9 protein-coding genes are annotated in these 19,605 nt (G+C 47.3%); 5 read left to right on the top strand and 4 right to left on the bottom strand.

The genetic code is table 11. From position 1 onward, the window contains the following. Positions 1 to 22 precede the first annotated feature (22 nt). A complete protein-coding gene (lpxA, locus tag NQ510_RS05495) occupies positions 23 to 790 on the top strand; it encodes an acyl-ACP--UDP-N-acetylglucosamine O-acyltransferase (protein WP_005826023.1) in 768 nt (255 codons plus the stop codon). Between the two features lie 558 nt (positions 791 to 1,348). On the opposite strand, the gene NQ510_RS05490 is transcribed toward lpxA, so the two are convergent. Together NQ510_RS05490 and NQ510_RS05485 are read right to left on the bottom strand one after the other, a co-directional pair. Beyond that, entirely contained in the window at positions 1,349 to 2,083 is a 735-nt protein-coding gene (locus tag NQ510_RS05490; protein ID WP_005826029.1) for a carbohydrate-binding family 9-like protein, read from the bottom strand. Then, positions 2,074 to 3,156, bottom strand: a complete 1,083-nt coding sequence (locus NQ510_RS05485; protein ID WP_005826031.1) for a phosphotransferase enzyme family protein — start codon at positions 3,154 to 3,156, stop codon at positions 2,074 to 2,076. Before NQ510_RS05485 ends, NQ510_RS05490 begins: the two co-directional genes overlap by 10 nt. A gap of 189 nt (positions 3,157 to 3,345) precedes the next feature. Here NQ510_RS05485 and NQ510_RS05480 point away from each other — a divergent pair, with 189 nt between their 5' ends. The 4 genes from NQ510_RS05480 to NQ510_RS05465 all read left to right on the top strand — a co-directional run bounded on the left by NQ510_RS05480 (position 3,346) and on the right by NQ510_RS05465 (position 13,876). Beyond that, a complete protein-coding gene (locus NQ510_RS05480; protein ID WP_009037414.1) occupies positions 3,346 to 7,419 on the top strand; it encodes a hybrid sensor histidine kinase/response regulator transcription factor in 4,074 nt (1,357 codons plus the stop codon). A 129-nt stretch (positions 7,420 to 7,548) separates the two neighbouring features. Then, a complete protein-coding gene (locus NQ510_RS05475) occupies positions 7,549 to 9,108 on the top strand; it encodes a sulfatase family protein (RefSeq protein WP_034525476.1) in 1,560 nt (519 codons plus the stop codon). A gap of 170 nt (positions 9,109 to 9,278) precedes the next feature. Then, positions 9,279 to 12,359 carry a SusC/RagA family TonB-linked outer membrane protein gene (locus NQ510_RS05470; RefSeq protein ID WP_005826038.1) on the top strand — a complete coding sequence of 1,027 codons (3,081 nt, stop codon included), beginning with the start codon at positions 9,279 to 9,281 and terminating at the stop codon, positions 12,357 to 12,359. 26 nt (positions 12,360 to 12,385) lie between these two features. Continuing rightward, complete coding sequence (locus NQ510_RS05465; protein ID WP_034522898.1) at positions 12,386 to 13,876, top strand: RagB/SusD family nutrient uptake outer membrane protein; 1,491 nt, start codon at positions 12,386 to 12,388, stop codon at positions 13,874 to 13,876. 405 nt (positions 13,877 to 14,281) lie between these two features. Here NQ510_RS05465 and NQ510_RS05460 read toward each other — a convergent pair whose 3' ends face one another. Further along, entirely contained in the window at positions 14,282 to 16,927 is a 2,646-nt protein-coding gene (locus NQ510_RS05460) for a glycoside hydrolase family 2 (protein WP_005826042.1), read from the bottom strand. 8 nt (positions 16,928 to 16,935) lie between these two features. Beyond that, entirely contained in the window at positions 16,936 to 19,416 is a 2,481-nt protein-coding gene (locus NQ510_RS05455; RefSeq protein WP_005826043.1) for a polysaccharide lyase family 8 super-sandwich domain-containing protein, read from the bottom strand. Positions 19,417 to 19,605: the final 189 nt, after the last annotated feature.

The following is a 19,605-nucleotide window of genomic DNA, read 5'->3' as shown; positions in this document are numbered from 1 at the left end:
TAATCATTAATCGCTAATTACTATGATAAGTCCGTTAGCTTATGTAGATTCTACCGCAAAAATCGGCAAGAATGTAACCATCCAGCCCTTTGCATTTATCGAAGGGAACGTGGAAATCGGTGATGACTGTATTATTATGTCGGGGGCAAAAATTCTGCACGGTACCCGCATGGGAAAAGGGAACAAGGTGCATCACAATGCCGTTCTGGGTGCCGAACCGCAAGACTTCCATTATACGGGAGAGAACAGCATGCTGATTATCGGTGATAATAACGACATCCGCGAGAACGTGGTTGTCAGCCGTGCTACCCATGCAGGAAGCGCCACCCGCATCGGCAATGAAAACTACCTGATGGATGGTGTACACCTCTGCCACGACGTGCAGATAGGCAACCATTGTGTACTGGGTATCAAGACTACCGTAGCCGGAGAATGTCAGATAGACGACTGCACCATTCTGAGTAGCAACGTCATTCTGCACCAATACTGCCACATTGGAAGTTGGGTACTGATTCAAGCTGGCTGCCGCATATCAAAGGATGTGCCGCCCTATATCATCATGAACGGTAATCCGGCGGAATACCACGGTATCAACGCTGCTGTGCTTCAACACAAACACCAGGTGAGCGAACGTGTATTGCGCCATATCGTAAATGCCTACCGTCTGGTATACCAGGGAAACTTCAGCGTGCAGGATGCCTTGCAGAAGATTGAAGACCAAGTACCGATGAGTGACGAGATACACAATATCATCAACTTCATCAAGAATTCCAAAGGAATCGTGAAGTAAACACCCTTCTTCGGGCACGAATCACGCAGACAATACGGATGAATAAATTCTTTTCTGTAAGTCTGCGTAGTTCGTGCCTTTTTCTATATTCCTCTACAATAGTTCCTGCATTGTCTTTTACTATTTTTTGATGCATATTCATTCCAGGCAGTATGCTAAACAAACTGTTTCCTTTAACTAAACATTTTGTTTCCTTATAGAAAACACTTTGTTTCCCTTAACAAAACAGTTCGTTCCATTATATGAAAACAAAGTGTTTTTCTATACTGAAACAAAGTGTTCTCTAATGCTGGAACAAAGTGTTCAGTGTTGTGAACTAACGGATTAAGTATATAAAGGGTATTTATTATACTGTTTCTGTAGACAATGGTCTGTCTTGTCCTATAAAAGACGGGGAAAGAAGCAGGAAGCAACCGGGTACGCTCGGAAGGGTGAGGGTAGAATTTGCCCTCACCCTTTTTATTTGCTCTCACTCACCCTTGAAAGGGCGATGAATAGGGAGTTTCAGAAAAGCGGTGATAGTGGTGAGGGCAGGTTGAGTAATTTTTTGTTCTACTACTACTCGAAATGCAGGGTACCGAAGAACTCCGGGCAATGGAAGTTCGGCTTCTCCAGACCTATCGGATTCCAGGAAAGGAAATGGGGAGTCTGGAGCTTGTCACCGCATTTATAAAAATTGGCACGGAGCGTCTTTCCATCCAACGAAGTGATGTCATGCAGGAAGAAAGCGGAATAAGGGATGACCAGGGCCACTTCCCAGGCACACTCACCTACTCTTTCGTCGAAAGCCTCACGTCCCAAAGAAGCCCAACGCTGTACTTTATCGAGCACCTCTTGCGGGGCATGCTGGCGGTTTCCACGTCCGGCACCTGCCCCAATAAGCAGAGTCCCGGCACAATTACACTCCATATTGTAGTACACTCCGTCATCGGCAGGCACAGAGAAGAACTCTACACACGCATCTTCCCAAACCGGACCGTTATCGTGGCCTGCAACTGCGCGTACACTCGCTTCCCTTACCTTGAAATGCAGCAGAATGGCATCTTCCGTATGCGCTATGCGGAATTCCACATCGGGAGTATAAGGAAAAGCAGCCCAATTCACTGTGTTTACGGGCTGAAACGCCACCTTCTCTTCATCCAGAAGAGCCGGAACCGACTCTACCGGTATATTGGCCGCACTTACTTTCTTTACATTCAATTCTTTCATTTTACTATTTTGGGGATTAATTGCAGATAGCGGCAACATGCAAAGAGCTGCCGCTATCGTCATTAAAAACTTTTTCAGATACATGAGTCAATGAATTTTTTCATCTCCGGTGTATGCTCCTCCACGCTCTGCAACAGTTTGAACTGAGCCTTGGTACGCACAAGATTGTGCTCCGGATACAGGATTTTATAATAAGTATCACCGTTGATATAATCTGCCAGGAAGCGTACGCACTGCATGTATGGGAACAAGGCAGCCGCATAAGGCAGATTCTCAATCTCTATCGGCAACAAGAAGGATTTGCCCGATTCCAGATAACCCTTGGTAAATGCCTGGAATATTTCCATATTGAAGTTCACATTATCCAGATTCTTGTCGTCTTCCAACCCCGTGTTGGCACCTGAGCGAAGGAAATCGCCATAATCGGAGAAGATGAAGCTGGGCATCACCGTATCCAGGTCAATGACACAAAGCACCGTACCGTCTTCGTCGAACATCATGTTGTTTACTTTCGTATCACAGTGGCATACCCGTTTGGGCAGTTTGCCTTCACGGTACAGACGTTCTGCCTTACACATTTCATCAGCGCGTTTTTCTATCTCATCCAGAAAATACCGCACCTCCTGCACACGTCCCGCAGCATCGGCAGCCACAGCGTCACGGAGTTGCTTCAGGCGGAACTCCATGTTGTGGAAATCGGGAATTGTCTCGCCCAATGTATCTGGAATGTCGGCAAGCATAGCCTGGAAATTACCGAAGGCAGTTCCCGCATAATAGGAATATTCGGGGTTCACCGTCTCGTAAGTCTTGGCACGGGGAATAAAAGTCATGATACGCCAGTAGTTCTCACCGTCATACCAATAGGTTTTCCCTTCGGCCGTGGGGATGAAATGAAGCACTTTACGCTCGACATCGGCCTCTCCTTTCTCTTCCAGCTTCTTACGGATATGCCCGGTCACAGCCTCGATATTAGACTGTAACATCTCTACATTCTGGAAAATGGCATGATTGATACGTTGCAGAACATAGTCCGGCGCATCGGCCTCAACGGTGGTCACTTTGTACGTATCGTTAATCAGGCCTGAGCCTAAAGGCTTGATTTCACGAACCGTACCCTGCATTTGAAAATGAGATACAATAGATAAAAGGTCTTTCATGATAATAAATGAATTAATTTGTTTACAAAGATACGCCGATTGCCATCTATCAAAAGACAAGTATCGTTCGGCGCGCTTCCAAAATTATACATTTATCCAAACATAGCCGCAAAAACTGCCTAATAAATAAGAAGTCTTGTACAAAATATACCTATATTTGTAACTGAAACCTTAAAAACTACCCGAAAAGTGCGAACGTTTATCATCCGGCTGCTTCTTGTTTCAGTAAGCATGATTGCTGCAACCCTGCAGGCGCAGAACATCACCTTCAACCATCTGACAACCGACGACGGTCTGTCACAATTCTCCGTGAACAGCCTTTACATCGATGAAAACGGTGTCTTATGGATTGGAACCCGAGAAGGCTTGAACCGTTATGACGGAGAAGACATACAAACTTACAAGCTGCAGAAGAACGACCCTTACAGCCTTTTCTGCAACACCGTGCTGCGCATGGCCGGCAACCGTAACGGAAAAATCTACCTGCTCTGTACGGAAGGAGTAGCCGAGTTCAATCTTGCCACCCAAAGATTCACCACCCTGCTGCAAGGAAATGTACACAGCATATATTACAAAGAGGCCCTTTTCATCGGAAAACAGAATGAAATCTACCGCTATAACGAGCAGACCGGGAACTTTGACCTCTATTACCAGCTTCCCGGAAAAAGTCTGGAAATCTGCTGTATGCATCTGGACAAAGGACAAATGTGGATTGGAACGACCACCGACGGAGCATACCGCCTGCAACTGGACAAGAACGAGCTGACCCACCCCATCCTGAAAGGCAACATCACCAGCATATACCAAGACAGCGAAGGCGAGTTATGGATTGGCAGCTGGGAAGAAGGGCTGCACCATGTAAAGACCGACGGAACCATCGAAATCTTTGAATACGACGCAAAGAACCCTTACAGCATCTCTTCCAACTTCGTGCGAGCCTGCTGTGAAGACAATCTGGGAAACATCTGGATTGGGACATTCAACGGATTGAACCGGTATGACAAAAGTACGGGACTCTTCCAGAACCACACTGCCAGTGATGCCCAGAGCGACGGACTGACACACTCTTCCATCTGGTGCATCGTAAAGGACAACCAAGGAACGCTGTGGCTGGGGACCTACTTTGGCGGCGTCAACTACTTCAACCCCGAGTACGAGATATACAGCCGCTATATGTATTCGCCCATCGAAAAGAAGGGGCTGAGCAATCCGGTTGTAGGCCGCACCATCGAAGACAAGGACGGCAATCTGTGGATTGGCACCGAAGGGGGCGGACTGAACTATTACAACCGCCGTACCCGTGAGTTCAAATGGTTCCGCCCGGAAATCGGTCCCAACAGTATTTCCCATAACAACATCAAGGCTCTCTATTATGATGCCTCCAAAGACATCATCTGGATAGGAACCCATCTGGGCGGACTGAACAGACTGGACATACGCTCGGGGCGATTCACACACTACCGCATGGAAGCAGGTAATCCGGAGACCTTGCCTTCCGACATCATCCGCGATATCGCGCCTTACCAAGACCACCTGGTGATAGCCACCCAAAACGGAATCTGCCTCTTCGACCCTGCCAACGGGAAATGCCAACAACTGTTCCAGGACAGCAAAGAAGGCAAAAAAATCAAGATGGTGGCAGATGTCACTTTCGACAGCAACGGTACGCTCTGGATTGCAGCCACGGGCGAAGGTGTGTTCAGCTACCGTTTCGATACCGGCAAACTGACCAACTACCGCCATGATACTGCCGACCCACACAGCATCAGCAACAACAATGTAAACAACATTACCCAAGACAGCAAAGGCAATCTGTGGTTCGCCACTTCGGGCAGCGGACTGGATTTATACCGCCCTGCCAGCAACGACTTCGAGAACTTTGACCAAGCGAAGAACGGCCTTTCCAGCGACTGTATCTATGAGACGGAGGAATCCCCCACCAGCGGCAAACTGCTGCTCATCACCAACGAGGGCTTCTCCATCTTCGACTACCGGCAAAAGGCATTCCTGAACTACAGCGCCGAAAACGGTTTCCCGATGACTGCCGTCAACGAGAATGCCCTTTGCGTGACCCGTGACGGAGAGATATTCCTGGGAGGCACGCAGGGAATGATTTCCTTCCATGAAATGGAGTTGAACTTCACGCCGAAACCCTACAAAATCATCCTCTCCCGCCTCATTGTGAACGGAACGGAAATACAAGTGGGAGATGAGACCGGTATCCTGCAGCAAGCCTTGTACTGCACCCCCGAGATTACGCTCAACGCTGACCAGTCCATGTTCAGCATAGAGTTTGCCACTTCAAACTATGTAGCCGCCAACAAAGACGACATCATCTATAAGCTGGAAGGCTTCTCCAACGACTGGAACAGTGCCCGTGGACTGCACAACATCACCTATACCAACCTGAACGCCGGAACCTATAACTTGATTATAAAGCCCAACGGAAAAGACGAGAGCCTTTGTCCGCAAGTCCACCTGACCATACACGTGTTGCCTCCCTACTACAAGACTCCCCTTGCCTATCTTATCTACCTGATAGTGACGGGAATCCTGCTCTGGTATCTGGTGCGTACCTACAAGTCCAGAATCAAGTTGCGTGAATCACTGAAGTACGAACAGAAGCACATCCGTGACGTAGAGGCCCTGAACCAGTCAAAGCTACGTTTCTTCACCAACATTTCCCATGAATTCCGCACCCCGCTGACACTCATCGTGGCCCAAGTGGAAACGCTGATGCAACTCCAGAACTTCACGCCTGCCATATATAACAAGGTACTGGGCATCTACAAGAACAGCATACAGCTACGGGAACTCATCACCGAGCTGCTCGACTTCCGCAAGCAGGAACAAGGGCACATGAAGATAAAGGTAAGTCCACACAACATCGTGAACTTCCTATACGAAAACTATCTGCTTTTCCTGGAATATGCCAGCGCCAAACAAATCAGCCTCTACTTCGAGAAGGAAACAGACAGCCTCGAAGTATGGTATGACCAAAAACAGATGCAGAAAGTGATAAACAACCTGCTGTCCAACGCCGTCAAGCATACCAAGGCGGAAGACAGCATCACCCTCAGCATCAAGACCGAAGGCAGCAATGCCGTCATCCGCGTAACCGATACCGGCAGCGGCATAGATGCCCGGGAAGTGGACAAGATATTCGACCGCTTCTACCAGATAGACCAAATGGACTCTACGGATGCAAGCAAGACGGGTACGGGTATCGGCCTGGCATTGACGAAGGGTATCGTGGAGCTCCATCACGGCACCATCCGTGTGGAAAGCGAACTGGGCAAAGGTAGCAGCTTCATCGTAAACCTGCAATTGGGGAACGCACAGTTTGACGAAGAGCAAATAAATAAGAATGCAGACAGTGTGCAACAAATAGAAATTCCCAAACCGGAAAACGATGCCCTGCTCAAGGCGGAGCTGGAAGAGAGTGCTCCCATCAAACGACTCCCGGATGCAAAAATCCTGATAGTGGAAGACAACGACTCCATCCGCGACATGCTGGCAGGTATCTTCAAGCCCTTCTACGAAGTGCTGACTGCGGCCGACGGAGCGGAAGGACTTGCACTGGTGCGCAGCGAAATGCCCAATATCGTAGTCAGCGACGTGGTGATGCCCAACATGTCGGGAACGGAACTGTGCAAACAGATAAAGAGCGACTTCAACACCTGCCATATTCCCGTGGTACTGCTCACGGCACGTACTGCCATCGAACAGAATATCGAGGGACTGCGCATCGGTGCGGATGACTATATCACCAAGCCGTTCAACACCAATCTATTGATTTCGCGCTGCAACAACCTCGTGAACTCGCGCATCCTCCTGCAGGAGAAGTTCAGCAAGCAGCCGCAAGCCTTTGTACAGATGCTTGCCACCAACCCCATAGACAAGGAGATTCTGGACCGTGCCATGGCAGTCATCGAGCAACATCTGGACGATACGGAATTCAACGTCAACGTCTTTGCCCGTGAAATGGCAATGGCACGCACCAATCTGTTCACCAAGCTGAAGGCTATCACCGGACAAACTCCGAACGACTTTATCCTGACCATCCGCCTGAAGAAAGGCGCTCTGATGCTGCGCAACAATCCGGAGCTGAATATCACTGAAATTGCGGACCGGATCGGTTTCAGTTCTTCACGCTATTTCTCCAAATGCTTCAAGGACATTTACCATGTCAGCCCACTGGCCTACCGCAAAGGAGAGAATGGAGGAGAGGAAAGTACGGAAGACAGTGAAGAGACATCTTAATATTGTACATCAAGCCATCGCATGATACGGTTTGTACTTTTTCTCCCTTCCCTTGTACTTCCTTATACACCCGATTCCATAAAACCTCTTACCTTTGACCTCAGAATTACAATCTAAAGTCAAAGAACTATGAAGCATTTTTCCCCCTTGTGGTCTCTGATTCCCGGTGCAGCCCTGATAGCGGGATGCGGAAGCCAACCTAAAGACAAGACTTCGGAGCACTCGCCGCAGAAGCCCAATGTAGTATATCTGATTGCTGATGACCTGGGTATCGGCGACCTGAGCTGTTACGGTGCCACCAAAGTAAGCACTCCCAACATTGACCGCCTTGCCGGACAAGGCATGCAGTTTACCAACGCTTATGCCACTTCTTCCACCAGCACCCCTTCCCGCTTCGGCCTGCTGACAGGCATGTATCCCTGGCGACAGAAGAATACCGGCATTGCTCCGGGCAATTCCGAACTCATCATCGATACCGCCTGCGTCACTATGGCCGATATGTTCAAGGAAGAAGGCTACGCCACTGCAGCAGTGGGCAAGTGGCACCTCGGCCTGGGTCCTAAAGGCGGTACAGACTTCAACCACTCCATCAAACCGAACACCCAAGACATCGGCTTTGACTATGAATACATCATCCCCGCTACCGTCGACCGCGTTCCCTGCGTCTTTGTAGAGAACGGACATGTAGTGGGTCTCGACCCCAACGACCCTATCACTGTGAGCTACGACCACAAGGTCGGTGACTGGCCCACCGGTCTCGAAAACCCCGAACTCGTCAAGATGAAACCCAGCCAGGGGCACAATAACACCATCATCAACGGCATCCCCCGCATCGGCTGGATGACCGGCGGCAAATCCGCCCTTTGGACAGACGAAGACATTGCCGACGTGATTACAGACAAAGCTAAGAACTTCATCACAGCCCATAAAGACGAACCTTTCTTCCTTTATATGGGTACGCAAGATGTACATGTTCCCCGCGTGCCACATCCGCGTTTCGCCGGCAAGAGTGGTTTGGGCGTACGTGGCGACGTCATCCTCCAGCTGGACTGGACCGTGGGTGAAATCATGCACACTTTGGACAGCCTCGGCATTGCCGACAACACCATTTTTGTATTCTGCAGTGACAACGGTCCCGTCATAGACGACGGCTATCAGGACCAGGCACGCGAACTGCTGAACGGCCATACTCCCATGAAGCACTACCGCGGCGGGAAGTACAGCGCTTTCGATGCCGGTACCCGCATTCCCTTCATTGTACGCTGGCCCAATGGCATCAAGCCCGGCAAACAACAAGCCCCCTTCTCCATGATTGATGTATACGCTTCACTCGCCGCCCTGCTGGACCATCCGCTGGAAGCAGGCATCGCTCCCGACAGCCGCGACCAGCTCAACAACTTTCTGGGAACCGACACTGCCGGATGTGACTATATTGTACAACAGAATCTGGACAATACACTCTCCATTATCCAAGGAGACTGGAAATACATAGAGCCCAGCGACAAGCCGGCACTGGAGTATTGGACGAAAATAGAAATGGGCAACGCCCCGCAGCCCCAACTGTACAATCTTTCCATTGATCCGTCCGAAAAAGACAATGTGGCAGAAGCCCATCCGGACAAGGTAAAAACGCTCTCTGCCCTACTGGAAGAGGTGAAGGAAGCAAAGAACCAAAGTGAAAGGGAATAAAAGTACAAGAGTGGTATAGTTCGCAAGTTTTGTACGAATTCGTACTTTTTGCGAACTATTAACTAATGCATTTGTATATTCCATCCCCTACATTTGCGATGTGATTCAACTCTGAAGTGAGTACAAAACAAAGAAACAACCTTTATTAATAACTAATTAAATTAATATTTATGAAACAGAAATCCAGCTTCTTTAAAGCATTAGGTATTATGTTGCTTTCTGTCCTATTTGCCACGCAGGCCAATGCACAGAATCTCACAGTAACAGGTACAGTGACTGACAACTTAGGTCCGGTGATTGGTGCTTCTATCCAGGTGGAAGGAACAAGTAACGGATGTATCACAGACATTGACGGAAACTACACCCTTCCCAATGTTCCGGCAAACGCAACTCTCGTATTCTCCTATATCGGATATCAGACACAAAAGATTGCCGTAGGCGGAAAGACCAAAATCGACGTAAAACTGGCAGAAGACAGCCAATTGCTGCAGGAAGTTGTCGTAGTGGGTTACGGCGTTCAACGTAAGAGTGACCTGACCGGTGCAGTTGCTTCTGTAAAAGCAGCAGATGCATTGAAGAATACCCCGACCGGTAATGTATCCGATGCATTGCAGGGACGTATGGCCGGTGTATCAGTTCTCTCTGGTTCCGGTAATCCTACTGAAGACAATACCATCCGTGTACGTGGTATCAACTCTATCACAGCAGAAACCGGTCCTTTGGTTGTTATCGACGGTTTCATCGGTGGTTCCCTTCAGTCGTTGAATCCTTCCGATATTCAATCTATCGAAGTATTGAAAGACGCATCTGCAACAGCTGTTTACGGTTCTCGCGGTGCAAACGGTGTAATCTTGGTTACTACCAAAAACCCATCCCAAGACAAATTGACCGTATCTTTTAATGCATTTGCCAACATCAAGACTGTAGCCAAGTATGCTGATAATCTTTCTACCTATGAATATGCCAACCTGGTTAATGACTATGGTAAGGAATATTTTGGATACGGCGACAATCACTATTATAGTGCAGAGCAATTAGCAGCCTTCAAGTCTGGCAAAGCAGGTTATGATTACTCAAGAGAAATCTTCCGCAGCCCTGCCGTTACACAGAACTATGAAATGTCTATTGCAGGTGGTGGCGAAAAGACTACTTTCCTGGCATCTCTCCGCTATCAAAACGATGAAGGTATCATCAAGGAGTCAAGTAGCCAAATCTACAGCTGGCGTTTGAAAGTAGATACCAAAATCAAGAAGTGGCTGAAAGCTGGTATGAACATCTATGGTCACTACAGAGAAACAAGTACTCCACGTGTCAATGAATATGATGGTTTAATCCAACAAGCAATGTACTTTCCCAGTACTATTGAACCGCAAGATGAAGATGGAAACTACAATAATTCATTTTTTGAGGGTAGTTCAACTTACAATCCAATGGGGCATATTTGGGAAGCAGACAATGCCAACAAGACAATAAATAATCGTATACAAGGTTATGTCCAGTTTGACATCATGGACGGTTTGAGCTTCCGCTCACAACTGGGAGTTCTGCTTGACAATAGACTAAACACTTCCGTACAAAATGACAAAAGTTACTATGCTTTCAAGAATAGCAATTTATCGCAAGGTCAAGCACGTAGTTACTGGAACACTTCCTGGTTAAACACCAACACATTAAGTTATGTAAAAGAATTTAATGCTAATCATCGTGTCAACGCAACTGCTGTTTTCGAACAGTCTTATGATAATAATTTCAATCATACCGGTACTGCTTATGGTTTGGATTATATTGATAGGATCGGTATAAACAACTTGGCATGGTCAAATGCAGAGCTTGCTACCAATAGCTCCGACCGTGTTATCAATACATTAATGTCAGGTATGTTACGTGTAAACTACGTATTTATGAACCGTTACATGGTTACTGCATCTATTCGCGCAGATGGTTCTTCACGTCTTGTTGATAAATGGAGCTATTTCCCATCTGCAGCTTTGGCTTGGGACTTGAAACAAGAAAGTTTTTTGAAAGACAACAGCTTTATCGACCAATTGAAACTTCGCCTCGGTTATGGTTCTGTAGGTAACCAAGCTGTAGAAGCTTACCGCCCCTATTCCAAACGTACTCCAATAAGAAATAGTGATGGCTCCACCTCTTATAAAGTAGACCGCCCTGCTGCTCCTTACCTAAAATGGGAACGTAACGACCAGTTCAATGCAGGTGTTGATTTTGGTATACTCAACGGTCGCATACGCTTGACTGCCGATTGGTATAGCAAATTATCCAAAGATATTTTGTTGGATCTGGCACAACCAACACACATGGGATTTCCCTCATTGTTGATGAACTCTGGCGAAATCAAGAATACTGGTATAGAGTTCACAATCAGTGCAGACCCATTTACCGGTAAAGGCTTCAGCTGGCATACCGACGTTACTTTATCGCATAATAAAGGAACTTTCAACAGCATACCTACAGCTAACCATCGCCAACAGCAAGCCGGAAGTTTCCAAAATCAATTATTCCAGATGATTGAAGGTGAAAAATTAGGTACATTCTGGGGATATACTTTCGGAGGTATCTGGCAGGAAGATGAAGTGAACGCTCCATTCGTAGACGCCAACGGTCAAACAAATGGCAAAACAAACGGTGAAGTCTATAAAGTCGTAGCTGGTAACTCTAAATATGTAGATACCAATAAAGACGGAGTACTGAATGATGCAGACCAAGGTATCATCGGCTGTGGTCAACCGACATTTAACTGGGGTTGGAACAATAGCTTCAATTACAAGAATTTTGATTTCTCATTCTTTATGGTAGGTTTCCATGGCTTTGATATATACAATGCAACTCATCAAATGGGATTCAATACAGTTTCCGGTCAGAACATGGCTGCAGTAACTCCAATGCGTGACTTCTTGAACCGTTGGACGCCAACCAATACAAATACAGATGTACCGGGTTTCGTACAAGGAGGCACAGAAAACAAAGTATTCAGCAGTCGTTTTGTAGAAAATGGAAGCTTTATCAAGATGAAAAGTATCACCTTGGGTTACACTTTGCCCGAATTAGCCTGCAAATCACTTGGTATCAGCAATCTCCGACTTTATGTTTCCATCCAGAATCCGTTCCATATCACCAACTATTCCGGTCTGGATCCTGAAGCAACAATGGGAAGCCCACTGATACAAGGTGTTGATTGGGGCTCATATCCTAACAGCCGTAATTATCTGATTGGTTTAAATTTTGCATTCTAATGATTTACCTTTTAAACAAGAATAATATGAAAAAATTAGCATATATAGCAACAATAGCCTGCAGTATGTTCCTGACAACTTCTTGTGTAGACCTGACCCAAGAGCCACAGTCTTTCATTACTGATGAAGATTACATTGCCAGCATGGACCTAACAGGTCTTCAACAAGCTGCAACAGGACTTTATAACGATTTATGGAATGGGAACTATGGTTTTAACTGCCGTTTACAACGCATAAATGTATGTGCAGATGATATTACTTATCGTGCGGCAAAAGCAAATAATGAATTGGCCAATTACTATAGACTATCTCCCAATATCACAGCCAACACTGCAGATTTCGATACTACTTGGTCACTATTTTTTGCCGTTATCAACCACTCCAATACACTTATTAATAAGACGGTATTACCGGAAAATGCAGACCAAGCCAAGAAGTTTGAAGAAGTATTAGGAGAAGCTTACTTCCTCCGTGGACTTTCTTATTTTTATTTGGTACGCATGTATGGTGATGTACCCCTAATTCTAGCAGAAACAGACGCTTCAACGTACATGCCGAGAACTGCTGTTGCAGAAATCTATGATCAAGCGATTATTCCTAGCTTGAAAAAAGCAGTAGAAATATTACCGGCAAAAAGTCGCAGCGGCTTCAGCTCTACTCCTTCCAAATGGGCAGCCGAAGCTTGTCTGGCAGACGCTTACATGACAATGGCCGGTTGGCCTTTGAAAAGAGGACAAGAGTATTACTCACTGGCAGCGGCTGCAGCTAAAGACATCATAGACAACTCTGGTTTGTACCTGACCGAAGAATATGCAGAATTGTGGAAAGAAGCCAATAAAGCACAACCCAATGAAGTAATGTTTGCCATCCACCATAATGCGAAGATGAAGACGGCAAGTAACTATGGAAAGTCTTACTACCCCAGCGATTTTGCCCCCAATGCCGGTTGGTCTGACTACTATGCAAACGAAAGCTTCTTTCTAAATTATCCGGATGATGCACGTAAAGAGTGGAATTATATGACAGAATGGGAAACTAAAAACGGTCATGTCACTTATAAAGAAAGTGCCGATAAGCTTCCCGCCATTTCCAAGTATTATGACTATGACAACGGCGCACCCGGTAAGAGTGCCCAAGCTAATGGTATCACTTGTATCTACCGTTACGCCGATGTCCTGCTGATGTACGCAGAAGCTTCCACCCGTGCCACAAACAGTGTAAACGCACAAGCTTTGGATGCCATTCAGAAAGTACAGAAACGTGCCGGTTATGCACAAGACCAGCTGACCACAACTACTGATCCTACAGCTTTCACAACAGCTGTATTCAACGAACGCGGTTGGGAATTCTTTGCAGAAATGAAACGTTGGTTCGAACTTGTTCGTCTGGAAAAGGTAAGTGAAGTTAGAGCCGAGACTTGGAATGGTTCGCTTTTCCAAAGCAACAACCATTATTACTTCCCCATACCTTATCAGCAAATCCGTCTGACACAGTGGACTAATAATGCAGGCTACTAATACTGATAAAAACGTAATAACACAAAACTTCTAACCTTATTTATCAAGAAATCAAATAGACCTTAATCAATTTGATATGTACGAAAGGGAGGGGCCGTGAGGTTCCTCCCTTTTATTTATCAATACAATGTAATACTACCCAAACAACATCCAACTAAATCAGGGAAAAGACATCCAGCTGGAAACTAAAAGCTTCATGCTGAAAACTAACAATATAAGACTATCCCTAATAGATAAAACAACGATATCACTCTATTTCCAATACTCTCATTAGAGCGTGATAGATAGGTATGAAAAAACACCTATCACACCCTAATAAATTTATAATCACATATATACTCCTTTGCGTGATAGCGTGACAGATGTTTTTATTTTTTTGTGTAGAAACAAAAATACCAGTAAATGCTATTTCTTTTCCGTACTTTCAAAGTGGCGTTGCTGCTGTTCCACCTGCTTCATTTCATTGATACGTTCCTGCTCTTCCCTGGCAAGGCGCTCTATTTCATTGAAGTCAATCTCTCCGACTTCAGTTTTTCCAAAGATTTCCGTCTTTTGCGGAACCGGAAGCTCTCTATACAAGGCTACACGTTCCGCAGGCAAAGTAGCTATTTCAATCACTGCCTGGGGATGGAACTGTATACCTGGATGCAAAAGACGTGCTTTTATTTTGATAGTACCTGCTTTCGTTGTTGTACGGATCAGTGCAGGTGCAGTCCCCCAACGACTGACACGGGGATTGGCTTCTACCTCTCTTCCACCGACCAACTCTCCTTCTCCTTCCACCTCAAAAATAACGGTTTCTTGAGAAAGGCGCTTTACATAGCCATCCTTATCGGTAATGGAAGCAATCACCGTGACCATATCCGAACCATTGGCACGCAGGGGCAGTCCAGAATCAACAGTCAGTACAAGCTGTTCATTACGTTTGGAAGGCATATTCTTGGTCCTAGCAACAATCTTGCCATCCAGGAATCCCTCAGCCACAATACTACATTGTTCCGGTTTCCCGGCCCGATGAAGTGCCCGGACATCCACAAAGCTATAAGCACCCTTAAAAACAACGGGAGGATGACGAATCCCCTTCTCCTCCAGCAACGGCACTTGCACAAGGGTGTCTTTTTCGTTCACAATGACACGTACACTATCACAGTTGGTATAAACCACTATATCCTCGGGGGAAAAAGGAGTCATGGCATTAGCTATATACACCATCGGCCCACTATCAGCCTGCTCCAAGTGCAGGTGCGGATCACGCTGGCTCATCATCATGTAATAGGAATACTTTGGCTGACGGAACATATCCATCAGTCCTCCCCAGAAAGGGTCAGGATGATAACCACGCTGGTGGTCAAACGAATGCCACAAGGCACCTCCTATATGCCCCCGAGGAGATTTGTAGAACTGATCAACCGTAAGAGAGCCGCCATAATCCTTGCGGGCATAGTGCTGGGCCTGGCGAATCTGTGGCTCTTCACCCCATTCACGTGCCACACGGCTGTAAGAATTGTGGGAATTCCAGTCATCCACACAGTCACCATACTCCCGGGTAAAGCAGGATTTGCCTGCATTCCGGTAAAACGCCTCGTTCTTGGGGGCTGTATAAACTACATCATATCCCATTGCTCCTTTGCTCTTGTCATCAATGGCAGCATAGCAACCCGGAGCCGGATACTCTTCATGAGTAGCCCGATAGGCATTCTGTGCAAAAGACTCCGGAAAAGCCGTCTCATTAAGTACCGGTTCCCACAGAAGGACAGACGGATGATTACGGTCTCGACGGACCATATTACGGATGTCGGAAAGGATACGTTCTTCAAACACCGGTTCCGGATTCCAGTACTGCCAGCCGGGAGTGGCTACAATAATGAACATGCCCAGTTCATCGCAGGCATCCATAAATGCAGGGTCTTGGGGATAGTGTGCCGAGCGTATAATCCGGAAACCAGCATCACGCATTTTCTTCACGTCCAGCCAATGCAGGTTGTTGGGTACGGCATTCCCGATATAAGCATAGTCCTGATGGCGGTTTACCCCCATCAGCTTGTCTCCGAACGGCTTACCGTTGATATAGAGACCGTCGGCACCGCGAAACTCAATGCTTCGGATACCGATACGGGAAACAACAGCGTCGCACAGCTTGCCGTTAAGATAGACAGAGGTGCGGAGCCGATACAGATTCGGAGTATCGGGATGCCACAAAGACGGATTTCTGACAGTGAGCTGCTGCATGACGTGTCCATCACTTCCGGCAGACAAGCTGAGACTTTTCCTTGTACTGGCCACCTGCTTGCCAACAGCATCCAGCAGGGTTGACTCCACTACCACCCGGCAACCACTCTCTCTATCATTGACGATATGAGTCTTGACATTCACCCGAGCCTTTTGGTCCGACACATCCTCATAGCTGACAAACACGCCTCCCCCAGCCACCTGGCCAGCCTCATTGGCATCGCTTACATGCACGTCACCGGTACAGATAAGATAACAATCACGGTAGATGCCACCAAATACACAAAAATCCATCGTATACTGTTTGCGCCCCGGCGGGAAAGAAGGGTCATCACTGTTATCAGCACATACGGCAACGGTTACCTCATCACCTGGACGCACACCAACAGCAGTCAAATCTATACTCACCGGGAGAAAACCACCGAAGTGCTCCTTTACCTTGTAACCATTGATATAAAAGCTGCTTTTACCCATAACCGCCTCAAAATAGAGGGACAACCGCTTACCTTGATACCGAGTATCGACAGTGAAACGCTTGGAATACCAGGCCGGCCCCTGATAATTGCGAGAACCGCTCGCCTCGGAAGGAACCAGCTGTACGGTATGCGGTAGGTTTACCAGCTCCCACTTGCTGTCATCCAGTTGCAAAGGATCAGCTTTTAAAGGAATATCCCCCCGATGAAAACGCCATCCGGGATTAAAGTCCAATACCTCGCGGCCGGAATTGGGCACCGGATAAAAACTGGCAGCAGAAAAGTGTTCTTGTGCTTGCAGTACACCGATGCAAGCCCAGAAAATAATTAATAAAAGAATCTTTTTCATAATCTATATCATTGATTTGTCATTCTATCCACACGTATTACCGCCGGTTTTCCACAAAGCATCCCCTGCGGCATAGGTACTTTGATTTCCCTTCCATTGAGAACAATCCGAATCCCTTTCAGAGCCGCATTCATGCAAGCATCGGTGACAGAAACCACAATCTCCCCTGCTTCTTCCCTTATCAGCACCGCACATGGGGCAGAAGCGGAAAGAGACAAACCTTCTGCCTGCAAACCTTTATTGCCGGGATACAAGACAGCTTCCACCACCTTTCCATCCATAGAGCAGACCGCCTGCACCAGGGTATCGTTCTGCAATACCCGGAACGGCAGTTCATCCGATGGTATCTGCCGGCCTGCATAAACCACATAGCCATAGGTATCATCAACCGGACGCTGTCCATGATTTGCCCACAGACGGAGGATTCTGACTTCTGAGGGCAAGCCTTGTTTCTTTTCATTCACCTTGTTCCGCTTCACCCAATCTGTGGGACGAGTCTCGCAAGTAACAAATGCTTCACGGGTATACTCAGGAAGTATCCGATAGGCAAACTTACCTTTCTGCACCAGCCAGAGGGGAGTACCATCTGCCGACAAAAGCGAGTGAGTGCCGGAAGCGACAAGCTCCATTTTTTCCCTTTTCATCGAGAAAACTTCATCCGTCCAAGCCGTCTGGTCGATAGTGGTGCGAATCTCCCCATCCAGTTCAAGACGCTTATTGGTTACGCCCGCACCCAAAGCTACCATGTAATCTCCCAGAATGAAATAAGACTTATATGCCTTGAAGCCATAAAGAACCTCGTTCAAACCCTCACTGTTCCCCTTGTCGTTCACACCCTCTTTCGCAGAAGCGTTCATCTTTTCGAAGATATATCCTGCAACGGCATTACTCCCGCCATCCGTAGCACCGGCAGCAAAATTACTCCTGCTGCAATAACCACGCCAATTCTCTACGGGAACCAGTTTGTCCATGCCTTCGCGTGCAGTCACACCTGGGGAAGCGGTGACATCCCAACCGCCCATAATCCGGAAATACTCATCGCCGCTGCGCTGGAACAACGTCATTCCATCCGTCGGATAGAAATTGTAGGCATCAGCAAAGCTGGCTGCACTCTCCAGTCCGTCACAGCGGACAGAGGCCATATTAATCGTGATATGATAGTCGGGAGTCTTCTTTATCAAGTCGTCGTTGTTGAAGAACCAACGGGTACCGGAATAGACGCCCGGAGCATACGTCTCCATCGTGATGCGATTCTTCTTCACCTCTTGCTGCAATTGCAACAGTTCCCGCTGCTCTTCGGGGGTGAAAGAGTCCATCCAGTTGCCGATAAGGTTATCCAGCATTCCGGCATAAGGGATGGAAAGCTCTGTGGGATTATATACATACGAGCCACGGTCCAGGCAAGGAAGGCGATATCCCTTATAATAATACCAGGCACCACCACGCAGGAAATTAAGAAGTGCCTGCACATTATCCCGGCCCAGATTCTTGGCCCAGGGAGAGCCTTTCAGCATATTCAGCATTTTAAGTGCATTGGAAGTCCCGTCAATGGGATAGCCCCAAATCAGGCATTGCTTTCCATGTCCCCAACCTGCCCCGTCGGCAGTGAATCCCTCAGTCCAGAAAGCATCGGAATACGTAGTTTGGGAGGTCATACTGATACCGCGCTGGCAAACTTCCGCCAGCAAGTCTATCATAGGAATGGAACGGTACATGGCGGCCACGGGCAATAGGGAACGATAGGCCAATGCATTGCCGCCCACCCACCACACATGGTTGCGGAAACGGGAAATGGAAACTACATTCTCATCGGTTTCGTCGTGGCGGAGAGGTTGGGTCCAAGCTTGTAAGGCAATGGTTTTCAACATATCGCACGCCTCTTGCAGCAATGTGCCGCCTTTCCCACCTTCAGCATCGTCCATCTGTTTCAGATAGCAGAAATAAGTATTGACCGCTGCCGTAGGTATGGCAAAGCAAGATGCATGGAAACGGGGACCGTCATTGGGGCGTCCTGCCTCGATACCGCCGTAATGCAAGATTGCCTTCAGCACTTTACCGGACAAGGCCTGCTCTTCTGTCAGTTCACCTTTACGATAGGCATCCGCTACTTTCCAGATACGGTTGAAGGCATCCGCCACGAACAAGCCTATTTCGGCCTGCGGGTTGGAGTAAGGCTTCTGAAAGGCATTCTCTTTGCGGAATTGCTCTTCCTGCTCCCTTAAACCAGAAAAGATACCGTCGGCAGTGAGTTGTGCCAGACACTCCTGCGCACTCAACCGGGTGTCCAGGGAATGATAACGGTAAGGATGCTGCGCAAAGGAAGCGCGGAAAGCCTTGATGGACTTCTCCTTCTCTGCATCCCCCCGCTGCCGGGCTTCGTTGTAGTAACGGTGATAATTATTGAAAGCAAACTGCGTTTCCTTCTCCTGCGGAAAAGCGGTTGCGGCCAAGCAAAGGCCGAGAATGGTCAGAATAAGGTTTCTCTGCATATTAGAATCGTATTGGTTATTGTATAATGTCCGATTATATTTTCAGCAAATATAATGAAAGGCAGAGGGAAGAAATGACGGCAATCATACAAAACAGATGCAGTTTTCGTACGGAACTGGCTGAGTGCGGCAACAGGCATAAAAAGATTGGCTATCTTTGTTTCATCATAATAACCTTATTAACAACAC

The sequence above is a fragment of the Bacteroides uniformis genome, from assembly GCF_025147485.1.
In the GTDB taxonomy this organism is placed as follows: Bacteria; Bacteroidota; Bacteroidia; order Bacteroidales; family Bacteroidaceae; genus Bacteroides; species Bacteroides uniformis.
This window is presented reverse-complemented; position numbering and strand designations above follow the sequence as displayed.